Annotated in this window: 11 protein-coding genes and 2 pseudogenes; 12 read left to right on the plus strand and 1 reads right to left on the minus strand. The window is 40.1% G+C overall.

Features of this window, described 5'->3' with window-relative positions:
• Positions 1-5: 5 nt before the first annotated feature.
• The 5 genes and pseudogenes from tmk (at position 6) to P4S71_RS16160 (ending at position 4548) form a co-directional block, all read left to right on the plus strand.
• Positions 6-632 (plus strand): dTMP kinase, encoded by a 627-nt coding sequence (tmk, locus tag P4S71_RS16140; RefSeq protein ID WP_008135397.1) that lies wholly within the window; start codon positions 6-8, stop codon positions 630-632.
• A 1-nt stretch (position 633) separates the two neighbouring features.
• Positions 634-1548, plus strand: a complete 915-nt coding sequence (locus P4S71_RS16145) for a DNA polymerase III subunit (RefSeq protein WP_007375261.1) — start codon at positions 634-636, stop codon at positions 1546-1548.
• Between the two features lie 12 nt (positions 1549-1560).
• The gene (locus tag P4S71_RS16150) at positions 1561-1887 is read left to right on the plus strand and encodes a PilZ domain-containing protein (protein ID WP_007375260.1); all 327 of its coding nucleotides are present in this window, start codon (positions 1561-1563) and stop codon (positions 1885-1887) included.
• 18 nt (positions 1888-1905) lie between these two features.
• Positions 1906-2606: pseudogene (locus tag P4S71_RS16155) on the plus strand (TatD family hydrolase); the annotation flags it as partial.
• An 82-nt stretch (positions 2607-2688) separates the two neighbouring features.
• On the plus strand, positions 2689-4548 hold the full coding sequence (locus P4S71_RS16160; protein WP_337151000.1) for an alkaline phosphatase D family protein: 1860 nt from the start codon (positions 2689-2691) through the stop codon (positions 4546-4548).
• A 220-nt stretch (positions 4549-4768) separates the two neighbouring features.
• Here the strand turns inward: P4S71_RS16160 and rsmF are convergent, their stop codons facing one another.
• Complete coding sequence (gene rsmF / locus P4S71_RS16165) at positions 4769-6220, minus strand: 16S rRNA (cytosine(1407)-C(5))-methyltransferase RsmF (protein ID WP_337151001.1); 1452 nt, start codon at positions 6218-6220, stop codon at positions 4769-4771.
• Between the two features lie 265 nt (positions 6221-6485).
• On the opposite strand from rsmF, the gene P4S71_RS16170 reads away from it, so the two are divergent.
• From P4S71_RS16170 to P4S71_RS16200, 7 genes and pseudogenes are all read left to right on the plus strand, one after another.
• On the plus strand, positions 6486-7169 hold the full coding sequence (locus tag P4S71_RS16170; RefSeq protein ID WP_096793321.1) for a GntR family transcriptional regulator: 684 nt from the start codon (positions 6486-6488) through the stop codon (positions 7167-7169).
• A gap of 141 nt (positions 7170-7310) precedes the next feature.
• A complete protein-coding gene (gene prpB / locus P4S71_RS16175; protein ID WP_337151002.1) occupies positions 7311-8189 on the plus strand; it encodes a methylisocitrate lyase in 879 nt (292 codons plus the stop codon).
• Positions 8190-8238: 49 nt separating this feature from the next.
• Positions 8239-9363: a bifunctional 2-methylcitrate synthase/citrate synthase gene (gene prpC / locus P4S71_RS16180; RefSeq protein ID WP_337151003.1), complete on the plus strand. Its 1125-nt coding sequence runs from the start codon at positions 8239-8241 to the stop codon at positions 9361-9363.
• A gap of 125 nt (positions 9364-9488) precedes the next feature.
• Entirely contained in the window at positions 9489-12098 is a 2610-nt protein-coding gene (gene acnD / locus P4S71_RS16185; protein WP_337151004.1) for a Fe/S-dependent 2-methylisocitrate dehydratase AcnD, read from the plus strand.
• An 11-nt stretch (positions 12099-12109) separates the two neighbouring features.
• A pseudogene (gene prpF, locus P4S71_RS16190) lies at positions 12110-13274 on the plus strand (2-methylaconitate cis-trans isomerase PrpF).
• Between the two features lie 858 nt (positions 13275-14132).
• Positions 14133-17156: a hypothetical protein gene (locus P4S71_RS16195; RefSeq protein WP_337151005.1), complete on the plus strand. Its 3024-nt coding sequence runs from the start codon at positions 14133-14135 to the stop codon at positions 17154-17156.
• 61 nt (positions 17157-17217) lie between these two features.
• Entirely contained in the window at positions 17218-18309 is a 1092-nt protein-coding gene (locus tag P4S71_RS16200) for a hypothetical protein (RefSeq protein WP_337151637.1), read from the plus strand.
• Positions 18310-18315: the final 6 nt, after the last annotated feature.

Below are 18315 nucleotides of genomic sequence, written 5' to 3' on the forward strand. Positions count from 1 at the left end.
ATTTTATGAAACCAAAATTTATAGTAATAGAAGGGCTAGAAGGCGCTGGTAAATCAACCGCTATTTCGTTATGCCAAGATTTTTTAAACAAAAAACAGATCGACTTTATAAATGTACGTGAACCAGGCGGAACACCACTAGCCGAATCACTGCGCACACTTGTAAAAGCAGAGCATGAAGAAGAAATTGCCTTTGAAACCGAATTGCTGATCATGTATGCGGCGCGTTCGCAGTTAATGCATAACGTCATTAATCCTGCGCTTGAGCAAGGTCAATGGATATTGGCTGATCGCCATGATTTATCATCTCAAGCATATCAAGGTGGCGGACGAGGTATTAGCTCAAATACACTAGCGTCGTTATCATCAATGGTATTAAAAGGATTGAAGCCCGATTTAACTATTTACCTTGATATTGACCCTGTTATTGGCCTTGAACGTGCAAAAGGGCGAGGCGAACTTGATAGAATAGAGCAAGAAGCTATTGAGTTTTTTCAGCGCACTCGCATGCGTTACCTTGAGCTTGCTAACGACGACAGCTCAATTAAAACAGTTGATGCAAACCAAGACATCGATAAAGTACACCGCGATATAACTAACGTACTACGTACATTTTTTGAAGGGCTAAAATAATATGGCACTGCCTTGGCTACACGATACACAGCAACGCTTAGCGCAGAGCTTTCGTGGCCAGCGTTTTCATCATGCACAGTTGTTTTGTGGACCCATTGGCGTTGGTAAATTCGAGTTAAGCGATCAGTTAGCTAATGCCTTATTGTGCCAAAATATAGTACAGCAATCAGCAGCCGCTAATAGTATTTTAGCACCGTGTGGCCACTGTAAAAGTTGTTTACTCACACTTGCAGGCACGCACCCTGATAAACGTTTAACGCAGGTTGATGGGCAAAGTATTGGCGTAGACGATATACGCGGGATCAGTGATTTTATGAATCACTCTGCGGCGCAAAATGGTAACAAAGTAGTTGTTATTAAAAATTGTGAAAAAATGACAACCGCCGCAGCAAATGCATTATTAAAAACGCTAGAAGAGCCAAGTAATAGCCGATTTTTGATACTTACAACAAGCCAAGCTGCACAGCTTCCGGCCACGATATTAAGCCGGTGTGCTAAGACAGATATAAAAGTAATAAACACACAACTTGCCCAGCAATGGCTTGAGTCATTGCAAATTAAAGGTTATAGCTGGTTGCCACTTTTTTATAGCCAACCATTACAAGTTAAGCATTGGCAAGAGCAAAGTCAGTTACAAAGTATTGATATGCTTTATAAGTTTGCAACTGAGTTTAAACAAAGTCATAATTTTAAAGTGTTAGTCGATATTATAAATAAACAGCCTGAGCTTGTTCGCATATTTACTTTGTTCTTAAGTGAGCAACTAAAGCAGCAGTTAATGCAAGGCATGAGCTTTGATGCATATCAGATTGCGCAACAGGCTCTGAGTGAATTTTTGCAAAATAACACAAAAATCCTTGGGCTTAATTTACCGCTTGCAGTATCGCGATTAGCGCACATATTACGTAATTCATAAAAAGGATTAAACATGCAAGAGCTATTAGTTGATATAGATGATCTAGATGAATTATATCGTTGTTATATGCCTTATTTAAAAAAAGGAGGCTTATTTGTACCCACTAATATGCGTTACGAAGTAGGGCACTCATTGGCACTTAGAGTTACCTTGCCTGATGCACTAGAAGATGATGTAGTGACGGGTAAAGTGTCGTGGATCACCCCACAAGGTGCACAAAGCTCTAACCCACCAGGGATAGGTATTACTTTCTTAGATGATAAAACAAACCTTAATTCCAAGATCGAAAAACTACTGGGGACTATGTTAAACTCCGGTAATCCGACTTACACCATGTAGTAAAAAACAGGCCCAATTTTGATTGTAGATTCGCATTGCCATTTAGACCGTCTTGATTTTGATAAACTTGATTTAAACCTTGACCAAGTGCTTGATAAAGCACGTGCTAAAAAGGTTGAGCATTTTTTATGTGTAAGTGTAACACTTGATCAGTTCCCGAGTATGCTTGATAAAATTCAGCATTACGACGATGTATCAGCTTCTTGTGGCGTACATCCACTTGATCAAAAAGACGCACTTAACAAGCAGCAGTTAATTGACCTAGCATCGCACGACAAAGTAGTCGCTATTGGCGAAACAGGCCTTGATTATTATTATTCAAAAGATACACATGCAGTACAGCAAGCCAGTTTTGTTGGGCATATTGAAGTAGCTAACGAATTACAAAAGCCGTTAATTATTCATACTCGCGATGCACGTGTCGACACCATAAACTTAATGCGTGAACATAAAGCGGAAAATTGCGGTGGCGTATTGCATTGTTTTACTGAAGACTGGGATATGGCTAAAAAAGCCATAGACATGGGCTTTTATATTTCTATTTCCGGCATTGTTACCTTTAAAAATGCTTTAGAACTAAAAGAAGTCGTAAAAAAATCCCACTCGATCGCTTATTAATAGAAACCGACTCGCCTTATTTAGCACCGGTACCGTATCGTGGGCAAACAAATCAGCCAGCATACGTAGAAGACGTTGCTTATTATATTAGCGAACTTAAAGGCATTAGCTTTAATGAACTGGCTAAAGCGACTACCGAGAACTTTTATTCTTTATTTAAATTAGCAGCTAAAGGCTAAATGCATGATTACTAACACGGCAAACCTTCCTATTTTACTAATGGGGCCAATGGTGCGCCGTGCAGAGCAAACTGGAGTCTGTATTCAGTTTGCTACCAGCAAGTCTGCAAACTGCCAAATAAACTTATTAAATGTTGAGTGTTATAGTGATCAACACACTGTTTCTTTAGGGGAACATTTGTATCTGCATTTCGTCATTATAAAGCCAATAGACAACAAACTCCCTCTAGATAGCTTATTAAACTATGAGCTTGTAATTGACGATACAGTAATCGATTTATCGCCTTGGTGCTATAGCGGTCAAACAACGCCTGCATTTGTAATTCCTAATAAATTAAATGATATTTTGCATGGCTCGTGCCGTAATGCACATCATCCAGCAAAAGATAGCTTAGTGTCTGCAAGTCACTGGCAAAATAATCAGCGCGGTAATAATAATCAAGGCGCACAATTGCTATTACTGAGCGGTGACCAGGTTTACGCCGATGACGTAGCAGGCCCCATGTTATTAGCTATTCATCAGTTAGTTAAGCAACTCGGTATTTATAAAGAGCAACCACTTGCCATTGAGTTACCGGACGATATAAAAGAGCAACTTTATAATCGTCATTTGTATTTACCAAAAACGCCTTGGCAAAAACGTTCAAAATTAGGTATAGGTTACTGGCTAAAAAAAGACGAACCTCACTTTTCAAGTGTAAAAGCCTACAATCACCTTATCCATTTTGAAGAATACATAGCGCTTTATTTATTAAATTTTAGTGCTGCTGCTTGGCAATGCGTTGATATACAAAATACAACGTATTTAGGTCAAAACAAGCAAAACAAAACTATTTTTGACGCTGAAAAAACAGCACTGATTGATTATGCAAAAGGCTTAAGTGAAGTAGAGCGGTTGTTTGCCAATGTATCGACATTAATGATGTTTGACGATCATGATGTAACCGATGATTGGAACCTCACCGCTGGGTGGGAGCAAGCTATAAATGAAAATCCAAGTAGTAAACGAATCATTAATAACGGCTTAATTAGTTATTGGCTTTTCCAAGGAATGGGGAACGATGCACTAAATAAAACAGGCGAGTTACTAACACCTTTTAAGCAAAGCCGTACTGCTAATAATTTATGGCAGTTTAAAGCATTTGATAAACCACTAAACGATTTTAGTTTTTGGCATTACGAGTTAACTACAACCCCAAAAGTAGTGGTGCTAGATACACGTACGCACCGTTGGCGAAATGAGCAAAATTTTAACGAGCCTTCAGGTCTACTTGATTGGGAACGCCTAACAGAGCTTGAAGAAAGCCTATTAAGCCACGATCAGGTTATTATTGTATCACCAGCCCCCGTATTTGGTGTTAAATCAATAGAAGCTATTCAAGCCATGTTTAATATTTGCGGGCAACCGCTTATGGTTGATGTAGAGAACTGGATGGCACACGAAGGATCGGCTAAAAAACTACTCGATACGTTTAGGCGAACTGATACACCAAACGAAACGCTTATTTTATCGGGAGACGTGCACTATTCATTTTGTTTTTCAGTGCAAAAACGTTTTGGTAATCACCCCAACCGAATTTGGCAACTTACCGCCAGTGGTATTAAAAACGAATTTCCACGTAAATTAATAAACGTACTCGATAAACTAGATTCAATTTTATATGGACCAAAAAGCCCACTTAACTTTTTTACTAAACGTTGGCATATGGAAGTAGATAAACACCAAACTAAGGGCGAAGGGCAAAAGTATTTAGTAAGTGACTCTGCGATTAGTTTAATAACACTCGAACAAGGCAATTTAGCGCGCTATCAATTGATTCATGGCTCTGGGGAATTAACCGAATTTGATTTAGTTGAAAATTAAAAAATGCCCAGAGTAATTAGGAAAACTCTGGGCTTTAGAATGACTCTCTGTTGAGTCTTGCGTTAACTAAAAAAACTTTCTAGATTCTTAGGGAGAAGAAGAAAGTACTTAAAAGTGTAGTTAAGTAATGATAAAAGGCATAACTAAATTTTGCATTTAGTTATATTTAATAACAAATGCTTAGATTTTTTATGCGCAGTTTAAAATGGTTATCCATTTTTTATACCCAGCTTATTAACTGCGTATTTTGCACTAGATCTCGGGGTAGTGAATTTTTGATCTTATTTTTTTGCCATTTCCCGAGCCCAATAGGGCAACCACACAGTGTTAATACTACTTCACCTATTGTCTGAGTTGCTTCCGTTAAGCGTATATCTTTACCTTGAAAATAATCATTTGCTTGCTCGTTATTTAAAGCAAATACATTAGTTTTACACTCATTGCCAAATACGGTTGCAAACTCGTGCGTTAGCCTTACGCCATTTTTATGAATAATGCCAATTTGAATACCTAAGCGTGCGTACTTAATTTTATTTTGCAGGGCTTCAAACCCTTGTGGAAATAACCACAGCTCTTTGTCGCGCTGCATTAAGTTGCCAGGAAGATTAGTTAATTCAAAGTGCTTTTTAAGCGACTGCATAAACGCGGCACTTTGCTTTTTATCAAACTCGTTAAACGGAAACGCGCCTTTTTTAACAGTTTGATTTGGGTTATCGCAACTTGCGTGCTTTTTAAATTTAGCAATAAAAAAGCCTTCGCTATCGAAGGTTTGCGGCCATACATGTAAATAGCCCTCATTAGTTGTGGCTTCGCTTGCACCTTCAAATAAATCACTTAGGGATTGTGGCTCTATATAGTCGCCAAATTCACTGAGTAAATAATCGCATACTTGCTGGTTTTCGAGCGGAGTAAGTGTACAGGTTGAATACACTAACGTGCCACCTGGCTTTAATGCGTAAAATGCGCTTTTAATTAAGTCTTTTTGTACTTGGGCTATTTGTATGTTTGATTCTATTGACCAATTTTTTAGTGCGTCGGCGTCTTTACGCACAGTACCTTCGCCAGAGCATGGCGCGTCTAGCAATATGCTATCAAAGCATTCAAACATGTAGTTGCCAAATATAACGCCATCAAAGTGCGAGAGCGCACAGTTACCGACCCCCATGCGTTTTAAGGTGGCGCTAAGTACCTTTAAACGAGATGACGAAAGCTCATTTGCAACAAGCACGCCTTGGTTATTCATAAGCGCAGCTAGCTGTGAGGTTTTAGAGCCCGGCGCTGATGCCATATCAAGCACGGTGTTATTTTGAGTGCCTGTGAGTTCAATACTTTGCTTTAAGGCAATAGGCGGCAGCATTGAACTTGCTTCTTGTACGTACATCGCACCGCTTAGGTGTAAGTCGGTATTACCGAGGGCTAGGTTTTGCTCTTCATCTTCGGGACGTTCTAACCAAAAGCCTTCACTGCACCAAGGGATGGGGGTTAGCAGCCAATTTTTTTCAGTTGCACGTTTTACAAATTCTTCAATGCTAATTTTTAATGTATTAACGCGGATAGATTTTCTGAGCGGCCTGCGACACGCATTTAAAAAGTCATCTAAGTTTAGATGCGCTGGTAAATAGGTTTTTACGTCATCAATAAAGTGCTCAGGAATAAAAGTGTTGGCGTTCACGCGTTAGCTCATACTATAAAAATAAAGCGCGATAATAGCATTTATATAACGCATTTTCAGCGCTTAAAAACGTAACATCCAATTTATTACTGTGTCGACACTTTGTTGTTTTACTCTATTTTAAAGGTGGTTTTATACGACTTTAGATTAATAGTGTCGACAATGAGTGCGTTTTTTAGTCTTTTTGTTGTGCTCAAGGGTTGACATGGTTTTTTAATAAGCCCATAGTAACGGCATTAATTGTCGACAATCTAAAAAATAACTTATGACACACACATTTTTAAACGAAGCGCCTATAACTACCGCATCAGATCAAGTATTTGTAGATATGCGCCGTGAGATTGTTGAAGGCAGCATAGTTCAAGGCAGTAAAATATCAGAACCTGAACTTGCAAAGCGTTATGGTGTAAGCCGTGCAACGCTAAGAGAAGCGTTAAATCGCTTAGAAAGTTGCTACCTTGTTGAACGTAAAGCTAACGTAGGTTGCCGAGTAGTTGCCCTTACCGCTGAGCGTTTGATTGAAGTTTATCAAGTTCGCAGCTCACTTGAAGGTTTGGCATGTAGGCTGGCTGCCGACAATATGGAACCCGAAGAAGTAAAAGGCTTAAAGCAATTACTTAATCAGCACCTACAAACACAGCGTGTTAAAGAGGGCGAATCTTACTATCAAGAAGCCGGCGATTTAGACTTTCATTACCGTATTATTCAAGGCAGTAAAAACGCGCATTTAATTCATTTACTGTGTAATGAGCTCTATCAATTAATACGCATGTACCGTGTACAAATGGGCATGGTGGGGCCGCGTGTATCAAAAGCGTTTGATGAGCATTTAGCGATTATTAACGCCATTGAAAACCACGATGGCGAGCTGGCCGAAATGCTCATGAAGCGCCATATCAGTGCGTCGCAAGCAAATATTCAAACCAAATTCGACTTATTAGCTAAGTAAAAAGCATAAGCTGCTAAAAGCTAAAAGCTAAAAGCTAAAAGCTAAAAGTTAAAAGTTAAGTAGAGCAGTTAAACAGTCATAATTACAGATTAAAACTATAAGTTACTCCACGTAGCAACCGTTCAAAGTGAGGAGAAAGTAATGTCAGCAGGGTTAAAATTTAAACACGCTATTGCCAATAACCGCCCGTTACAAGTGGTAGGTACTATTAACGCCTACACAGCGATGATGGCTGAAAAAATGGGTCACCAAGCTATTTATCTTTCAGGTGCCGGTGTTGCAAACGCCTCGTTTGGTATGCCAGATTTGGGTATGACAAGTCTTGATAACGTGCTTGAAGATATTCGCCGTATTACGGGTGCTAGCGACTTGCCGCTACTTGTTGATGCCGATACCGGTTGGGGTGGGGCGTTTAACATTGCACGCACAGTAAAAGAAATGACTAAAGCCGGTGCGGCGGGTTTTCATATTGAAGACCAAGTAGCACAAAAGCGCTGTGGCCATCGTCCTAATAAAGAAATTGTAAGCCAAGGTGAAATGGTTGACCGTATTAAAGCGGCGGTTGATGCAAAAACCGATAGCGATTTTTATATTATGGCCCGTACCGATGCATTTCAAAAAGAAGGTTTAAATGCCGCTATTGACCGTGCAGCGGCCTGTGTTGAAGCCGGTGCTGACGCTATTTTTGCAGAAGCCGTACACGACCTTGCTGATTACCAAGCATTTGCAAAAGCGATCAACGTTCCAATTTTGGCAAACATTACTGAGTTTGGCCAAACACCTATTTACACAAAAGAGCAGTTAAGCAATGTAGGCGTTGAAATGGTGCTCTACCCACTAAGTGCATTTAGAGCCATGAACAAAGCAGCATTAAACGTGTATTCAGCAATTTTAAATGAAGGCTCGCAACAAAGCCAAATCGAAAATATGCAAACGCGCGCAGAGCTTTATGACTTTTTAGATTACCACACGTACGAGAACACACTCGACACCCTTTTTTCATCAAAATCTGACAAATAATAATTATTAAAAAATAAAATCACACACAAATTTAAGATAGGAGAAGAACATGGTAGATAAAGCATTAGGCGGCGCGGGTTTACGCGGACAAGTGGCTGGTCAAACAGCATTGTGTACTGTTGGACAAAGCGGTTCTGGTTTAACGTATTGTGGTTACGATATTAGCGAACTTGCCGAAAAAGCGCAATTTGAAGAAGTGTCTTTTTTACTTTCACGCGGCGAGTTACCTACAACTAGCGAATTGGCAGAATATAAAGCAAAACTAAAAAGTTTACGCGGCTTACCAGATGCACTTAAAACCGTGCTTGAAAATATTCCTAAAGACGCGCACCCAATGGATGTAATGCGCACGGGTTGCTCAATGTTGGGTAACCTTGAAATGGAGCTTGATTTTAGCCAAGCCAATGATGCAATTGATCGTATGATTGCTGTGTTCCCAAGTATTATTTGTTACTGGTACCGCTTTACACACGATGGTGTACGCATTGAAGCACAAACAGATGACGACTCTGTTGGCGCACACTTTTTAACACTGTTACACGACAAAGCACCCAGCGAGTTATTTGCGCAAGTGATGAACGTATCACTAATTTTATACGCAGAGCATGAATTTAACGCCTCTACCTTTACGGGACGTGTATGTGCTTCAACTTTATCTGATATTCATTCTTGTGTAACTGGCGCGATTGGTACGCTGCGTGGTCCACTTCATGGTGGTGCTAACGAAGCGGCTATGGATATGATTCAAGGCTTTACAAGTGCTGAGCATGCTGAACAAGAAGTCATGGGCATGCTTGAACGTAAAGACAAAATAATGGGCTTTGGTCATGCTATTTATCGCGAATCTGATCCACGCAATATAATTATTAAAAAATGGTCTGAAAAACTAGCAGCAGAGGTAGGCGATACCGTGCTTTACCCTGTGTCTGTTCGTTGTGAAGAGATTATGTGGCGCGAGAAGAAGCTGTTTTGTAATGCTGATTTTTTCCATGCGTCTGCTTATCATTTTATGGATATTCCAACTAAATTATTTACGCCAATATTTGTAATGAGCCGTGTTACTGGTTGGACTGCGCATGTAAAAGAGCAACGCGCTAACAACCGTATTATCCGCCCAAGTGCCGATTACACAGGCCCTGATGCTCGTAGTTACACACCAATAGAGTCACGTTAAAAAATGGGTGAGCACGCATGTGCTCACTTTTTATTGCACATAGCCACTAGCGAGCAGTTTTTCTCAAACTTTTCATTAAACACGCTAGCTGTGAGCAAACACCGTCACCAATTAGCGAATTTATTATGACCATAATTAATAATACCCAATACCGTAAACCTCTACCGGGCTCAAATGTCGACTATTACGATACGCAAGAAGCCGTAGATGCAATTAAGCCAGGTGCATACGCCACACTACCTTATACATCACGTGTATTTGCCGAAAATCTAGTACGCCGATGCGACCCTGCTATGTTAACCGATGCACTTAACCAGCTAATTGAGCGCAAGCAAGATTTAGATTTCCCGTGGTATCCGGCGCGCGTGGTATGCCACGATATTTTAGGCCAAACAGCACTTGTTGATTTAGCTGGGCTTCGTGATGCAATTGCAGCCAAAGGCGGCGATCCGGCTAAAGTGAATCCGGTAGTACCTACGCAGTTAATAGTTGATCATTCACTAGCGGTAGAGCATGCCGGTTTTGATCCTGACGCATTTGAAAAAAATCGTGCCATTGAAGACAGACGCAATGACGACCGTTTTCATTTTATAAACTGGACAAAAACTGCGTTTAAAAATATCGACGTGATCCCACCGGGTAACGGCATTATGCATCAAATTAACCTTGAAAAAATGTCGCCGGTTATTCAAAATCGAGATGGCATTGCATTCCCAGATACACTAGTTGGCACCGACAGCCACACGCCACATGTTGATGCGCTGGGCGTTATTGCTGTGGGTGTAGGCGGGCTTGAAGCGGAAAGCGTTATGCTTGGCCGTGCTTCTTATATTCGCTTACCTGATATTGTCGGTGTTGAGCTAACTGGTAAGCGCCAACCCGGTATTACCGCAACCGATATTGTGCTGGCTATTACTGAGTTTTTACGTGAGCAGCGTGTTGTATCTACTTATTTAGAGTTTTACGGTGAAGGTGCCGATGCGCTTACTCTTGGTGACAGAGCAACCATTTCAAACATGACACCTGAATTTGGCGCAACTGCAGCCATGTTTTATATCGATGATAAAACAATAGATTACTTGCGTTTAACAGGGCGTGAAGAAGAACAAATTGCCCTTGTAGAAAACTACGCTAAAACAGCAGGCCTTTGGAGCGATAGCTTAAAAACCGCAAAATACGAGCGTGTGCTTACGTTTGATTTATCAAGCGTGGGGCGCAATATTGCCGGTCCATCTAATCCGCACCGCCGTGTATCGACAAGCGATTTAGCTAAAGAAGGTATTTCGGGCATTGTTGAAAATGAAGAAGGCTTAATGCCAGACGGCGCGTGTATTATTGCGGCTATTACTAGTTGTACCAATACCAGTAATCCACGCAATGTAATTGCCGCAGCACTCCTTGCACGTAACGCAAATGCAAAAGGCTTAACGCGTAAACCTTGGGTTAAAACCTCATTAGCACCGGGTTCAAAAGCGGTGCAATCGTACCTTGAAGATGCAAACCTACTAACAGAGCTTGAGCAACTTGGCTTTGGCATTGTTGGTTTTGCGTGTACTACCTGTAATGGTATGAGTGGAGCCCTTGACCCTGTTATTCAAGAAGAAGTAATCGAACGCGATTTATACACGACAGCGGTGCTTTCGGGCAATCGTAACTTTGATGGACGCATTCATCCTTATGCTAAGCAAGCATTTTTAGCGTCACCTCCTTTAGTTGTTGCGTACGCTATTGCGGGTACTATTCGCTTTGATATTGAAAAGGGGATACTAGGGCAAGATCAACAAGGCAACGATATTACGCTTAAAGATTTATGGCCATCTGACGAAGAGATTGATGCAGTAATTAAGCAAAGCGTTAAGCCAGAGCAATTTAGAAAAGTATACGAGCCGATGTTTAATTTAACCGTAGATTACGGTGAAGATAACGATCCACTTTACGACTGGCGCCCAGAAAGTACGTACATTCGTCGCCCTCCTTATTGGGAAGGTGCACTTGCGGGTGAGCGCACAATGACCGGTATGCGTGCGCTTGCAGTTCTTGGCGATAACATTACAACGGATCATTTATCGCCATCAAACGCAATTATGGCAAGCAGCGCTGCTGGCGAATACCTGACCAAAATGAACGTCCCAGAGGAAGACTACAACTCGTACGCAACGCACCGGGGCGATCATTTAACAGCGCAGCGTGCAACATTTGCAAACCCTAAACTACTTAATGAAATGGTACTGGACGAAAACGGCGAAGTTAAGCAAGGCTCTTACGCACGCTTAGAACCACAAGGCACTAATACTCGTATGTGGGAAGCAATCGAAACTTACATGGAGCGTAAGCAACCACTTATTATCGTAGCCGGTGCCGATTACGGTCAAGGTTCGTCGCGCGATTGGGCTGCAAAAGGCGTAAGACTTGCAGGCGTTGAAGTAATAGCAGCTGAAGGTTTTGAGCGTATTCACCGTACTAACTTAATTGGTATGGGTGTTTTACCGCTTGAGTTTAAAGCGGGCACAACGCGTAAAACGCTCAAGCTGGATGGCAGTGAAACGTATGATGTAGCGGGTGATTTAAAACCAGGTGCCACCGTTAATTTAAGTATTATCCGTAAAGACGGTGAAGTACTCACTGTGCCTATGAAGTGCCGTATCGATACCCAAGAAGAGCTTTCTATTTACGCGGCTGGTGGCGTGTTACAACGCTTTGCTCAAGACTTTTTAGAAGCAACGCAATCTGCATAAGGGCAAATATTATGTTTAAACCGCAAATTAAAGTGCCTGCAACCTATATGCGTGGCGGCACCAGTAAAGGTGTTTTTTAATTTAACTGATTTACCAAAGCCTGCTCAAGTAGCAGGCGAGGCGCGCGATAATTTATTACTGCGCGTTATTGGCAGCCCCGATCCGTATGCTAAGCAAACGGATGGAATGGGCGGCGCTACATCAAGTACCAGTAAAACCGTAATCTTAAGTAAAAGTGAGCAAGCCGATCACGATGTTGATTACTTGTTTGGTCAAGTGGCGATAGATAAACCATTTGTGGATTGGAGCGGTAACTGCGGTAATTTAACGTCAGCAGTCGGTGCTTTTGCCATTAGTAATGGTTTGGTCGATAAAAGCAGAGTACCCGATAACGGTGTTGCTATTGTGCGTGTGTGGCAGGCTAATATTAAAAAAAGCATATTAGTGCATGTCCCTATAACCAATGGCGAAGTGCAAGAAACCGGCGACTTTGAGCTCGATGGCGTTACCTTTGCAGCTGCTGAAGTAAAACTTGAATTTATGGACCCCGCTGATGGCGATGGCGCGTTATTTCCAACAGGTAACGTAGTTGATGACTTAAAAGTACCGGGTGTTGGTACTTTAAAAGCAACCATGATAAATGCAGGTATTCCTACTGTATTTATTAACGCCACTGATATTGGTTATATCGGCACAGAGCTGCAAGACGATATAAATAACGATGTTGCAGCGCTTGAAAAGCTTGAAACCATTCGTGCTTATGGCGCTGTTAAAATGCGCTTAATCACTAACATTAGTGAAGCGCAAGCTCGCCAACACACACCAAAGGTTGCGTTTGTTGCAGCGCCTTTAGATTACAAAGCGTCTAGCGGAAAGCTTATTGAAGCTGCAAATATCAACTTATTAGTGCGCGCTATGTCGATGGGTAAACTGCACCATGCCATGATGGGCACAGCTGCTGTTGCTATTGGCACAGCTGCAGCAATTGAAGGCACACTCGTTAATATAGCCGCTGGTGGCGGCGCATTAAGTGAGGTTAACTTTGGTCATCCGTCGGGCACGCTAAAAGTAGGGGCTGAGGCTAAAAACAGTGCAGGTAATTGGCTTGTCACTAAAGCAAGTATGAGCCGCAGTGCACGGGTATTAATGGAAGGGGTTGTAAGGGTTCCTTATTAAAATAAAGTCCCTCTTGTGATTATACAGTGGGGTTTTCTATCGAGTAATTATTTCAATATCTGGGTCTATTTATCTTCGAGGTTGAATTTGCAGTTGTATGTTTGGTTTTTAGGCAAGGCAACGCCTATGGTGTTATTTACTATAAATAGGCGATAACGCAGCATAGATATCAAACATACATTGCCCTTGGATTCGTCTTGGGGACTGTTTGTTCGGTTATTACTTAATCTGAACTCTGGTTAAGAGATTTACTAACATATTGAATCATGCTGATATTAAACTTATTTTCTCTAGCCAGCTATTTTCAACGCAGTTAGCGAGCCCACTAGATTACAAACCTCGCATCGGGATTAAATTGCCTTAGGTAATAAAAAGAAAAACCAAATATATGACTCAATGCTTAGCGATAGAAAAAATTTGAATGTTGTCATAGTCATATTTTTTAGTTAATTTTCATTCCAGTTCAGTAAAAAAACCGCTTTTTTCTTCGATTCATCGCATTTACTTGAAGAATAATATTAACAAACTAAATTAAATGTAATATTCAATTCACAAAATGGATATACTATATTTTAGCGTCCTGAGTTTTTATGATTTTTAATTAGATTACTGAGGGTCATAAAGAAATAGTATGTAGATAAAATCAAAATACATTTAATAAAATGTATAAATATGTAGCAAAAATATATGGCTTAATGGTATTTTTAGAATTCTAGTAACAAAGGTTAGTATTGCGTGTTCGTTTATTATTTTTGTAAACGTGTAAACGTGTAAACGTGTAAACTTATAAACTTGAACAATGCAAATTGTGACTAAACTAATTTCTGATACTCATTTCAAGCTATCAAGGAGAAATAAATGTCGAAGCGTATGATCAAATTTACACCAATTGCAGCATCAGTTGCACTTACATTGGGTTTAACAGCTTGTGGTTCTGATAACGATAGGAATGTATACGTACCTCCTGTTGAATCTTTTAGCTCATCAGATGATGCTCAATTTAATGTTGAAGTAACTGGTAAAGCTGTTAAAGGCGCAATGATGAACGCGGTAGTAAGCGTTTCTACATTAGATGCAACTGGTCAAAGTGTACCTGTTGCATTTAGATTAGAAGCCTCTTCTGAAGCTGAATCTTTCTCTGGAGAAGGTTTATCGCAAGATGCCGCAGATGCTGATTTAGAAGCAAACAAAATTGCAGGTAACCCTGATGATGTTCTAACAAATGAAAGCGGACGCTACAGCATTTTCTTAGAAGATAACTTTACTGGACCAGTTTACATCACAGTTAAAACGTCAGCAGAAGGCGATGAGAGCTTTTTAAGATGTGATGCTTACTTAGGTTGTGGTTCTTACGCAACGGCCCCAGAAGTTGATGATGTAAATGATGGCGATACTGCAATTGAATTTGGTGAATGGTACAAAACTGATCTAGAACTTTCAGTAATCAAATTTGTCCCAGCAATTACAGCTGATACGTCTGGTGCAAGTGGAGCTCAAGGCGACCCAGGTGTATCTCGTTCTTTAAGAGCTAATGCTACATTTTTAACGACTATCGGTTCTCAGTTACTTCTTGAATCTCAAATTGAAGTTCATCCTACTTTTATTGCTGAAGTAAATATGAGTAGCTTGTTTCAATTGATGGGACCTGATAACACATTTCTAATACCAGAGTTACTTGCTGACCCTTCAAATGGTGGTGCAGTTGATTTAAGTGATGTAGATGGTGAAGAAGAGTTAAGTGAAGGTATTTTAGCAATTTCTCAAATAGCGTCATCTATTCAAGGTTTAGATTCTATCAGTGATGTGCTAAGTAAATTAAAAACGGGCATTAAAGATGGTAAATTAAACGGTAGTGATGATACTGAAATTGCAGCGTTAGCCGCTAAACTTCAACAAGCAGTAACAAACACATCTAACATCTTTTTAGCCGTAGCTACTGGTGATGATGCTGCTATTGAAGCTGCAATTTTAAATGCATTCAATGTTGTTAATCCAAATGCAACAGATGCTGAAAAAGATGCATTTATTTTACAAGCGGCCGGCATTGCTGCTAAAGCAAAAGCCGCAAAAAATAAAGCAATTAAAAATGGCGCAGCAACTGACGCTAGTTTAGCGCTTATTGCTAAAAAAGTTAAAAAAGCATTAGAAAAGTTAGGTTGTACAGATAACTGTGAAGCTGATGACAATTTTTATGCTCAATTAGCTGTTTCTGTTACAGCAGAAGTTACAGCATCAGAAGCTGAACTTGTTACTTTACAAGCTTTAGTAGTGACAGCTGAGACTAACTTAGCAGATGCTCAATCTCTAGGTGGCGATACGGTTACTGATGCAGCAAGTGCTGTCGCATTTGTAAGTGCAGTAGCTACACTTGTTAATGAAGCTGAAACTGCCGATTTAGCAAATAAAGTAAATAAATTATTTATTAAGTCTCAAGGTCTTGTTTCAGCAGCAACATTACTTGTTGACCAAAATAATACATACCAACAAATTCTTGATAATGCGGAAGATTTACTATCTGATGCAAATACAGAAGTTGACAAAGTAAGTGCGTTTGACGCAGCGCTTGCTGAATTAGTTATTGCTGCTGATGCGGCTGTTACAGAGTTTGATGTAGAAGTAACGGCGGCAAAAGCTATTGCTATTGATGCAGCAGATGTTGCAGATGCAAAGCAAACCCTATCAATGACAGCAGAAGCTGCTTCTACTTCAGCGCTTGCTGATGCACAAAACGCGACGATCGATACCGCTGTTAATGCAGCGGCTGCTCTAGAGCTTGCAACAGCAGCCGTCTCTGCCGCATCTGAATTTGCTGCATCTGTAGATGCATTGGAAATTGCTATAGCGCAAGCTAAAGCAGCTGCACAAGCATATTTAGATGTTGCTGTAACAGATGAAGATAAAGACGCAGCACAAACATTAGTTGATGATGCTGATGCAATGGTTAAAGTTGCTACAGATAAAGCTGAATTAGCATCAGAGCAGTTTACAGCTGCGTTAGCGCTTCAAGTTGCTGCAGAAGAAGCGCTTCCTAAACTGACTGTACTAGCTTCTGTTAAAGCTACGTCAGAGTCATTAGCGACTATGACAGTGCTAACGAGTACTGGTGGTGATGCTATTATTGATGCTGCTGAAATTGTAGCTGATGTAATCGATGAAGTTTCTGGTATGGGTGATTCTGCATCGGGTACATCTACACGTTTCCCTAACTGGGCTTACAATTACAGCTTAGATGACCTTACACTTATGCTTAGCAATGCTACTACAGGTGAAATGATTAACGCAGCGGCTTCTTATGAAGGTGATAAGCTAGTTGTTGCTTGGGGTGCTACGCTGGTAGGTGAAAATGATGCATCTATTAAGCTTGTAACTGCTGATACGCAAGTAGCAGCATTGACAGATTGTGTTGAATTTGCAGCAGGTACAATTGATGCTACTCAAATCGATTCATGTTTAGTATTTACTTTTGATGGCGCGGTGACGGCTGATAATGTAGATGATGCAGAAATCATAATGACTGAAACGACTAACCATATTGAAATTATGGATGGCGATTCTGGCTTTAACGGCGTGTTAAGCATTACAGCTGATGAAGAAACAGATTCAAGTTCTATTTCATTAGAAGGTGTATCTGGTGATGTAGACTTTAAAGTAATGAGCTCTGACAGTACCTTAGATATTACTGTGAATGATGCTATGGGTTACACATTGTCTATTACTGATGGCGAAAGTGCGGATTACATAGGTAGCGTTATGGCTATGTACAATGAGGCTATGATGTCTTTTGGTACAGTAACCGAGATTACTAATGGTATTTCAATAACCTATATCGATGGTGACGTGGTTGATTACACTGATGTTGATTTAATTGATTCATCTAAGTAATATTTAAACTATAAAAGGGAAAAGCCTAGCGCTTTTCCCTTTTTTTATAGAAAGCGATTAAATTATGAAAAAAATTCTCTTGTTAGGATTTTCAACAGCTCTTATTTCTCCATTTGTTTCCGCAGATAACCAATTTCAAGTATTTACACATTTTGACGCAGAGATTTACACCGAAGCACAGCCAGTACAAGCTTTTGTCGATGATTTCGATGCACCACTAAAATCGGGAGACAGTGCATTTACTTACAATATATTTGAAGTCGGTGTGGGTTTCGGGAATTTTAAGGTTGGTTTACAAAGTCGCTATGATTACGTGCTTAATTTTGATCCAGATACGGCCAAATACACTCACACTGAAAAAAATGATTTAGAGTTTGAGGATCGTTTTTATACATATAATTTAGATGCAAAACAAGCGACTTCAAATGGTGTTTTTGTATCTTACGATTTTAAGTTTTTAGATAAAAATTCATTAACAATTACACCTAAATTATCCGTTTTTTCGAGTACGCATTTTCAAGATGCTACTGTAAATGGCGAAATTTATAGCGATGAAGTTGAAGGTGCTGTAACTGTTGATTACAATTTTTCAAAAGATATTTTATTTAAAAAATTCACACCAGACCAGAAACCTGAAGGCCTAGGCTATAGCCTAGATATTTTTGCTGATTGGCAAGTAAATGATGAACTACAACTTGGTTTTAGTGTAAAAGATTTACTCTATAAAACAGATTACGACGATAGTGGCTTTGTTAAAGGCCAAACTACAGAAGTTCCATTTAGTGAAAATGACAACGGCGACATTACTACCCAGCCAACAGTATCATTAAAAACGTCTGCATTTGGAAATACCGAATCGCATGATTTTGAGATGGAAATGCGACTACAAGCATTTGCCGATTACAGAATAAACGAGCGTTTTTCAACCCAACTAACTTTAAAACGTTACGATAAAGACACGTTTAGCCAATTAAAAGGCCGCATTCACTTTTGGGATCATTGGAAAGTACAAGCAGGCTACGAAACAAAAAGTGAAGCGTTTTTGGTTGGTATAGAAAGTGAATATTTTGGTCTTAATTTACAAACAGATAGCTTAGATTTAGATAAAGCCTATTATGCGAATGTGAATTGGTACGTGAACATTAAGTTTTAAGGAATG

The organism is Pseudoalteromonas sp. B62 (genome assembly GCF_037162565.1).
Classification (GTDB): Bacteria; Pseudomonadota; Gammaproteobacteria; order Enterobacterales; family Alteromonadaceae; genus Pseudoalteromonas; species Pseudoalteromonas fuliginea.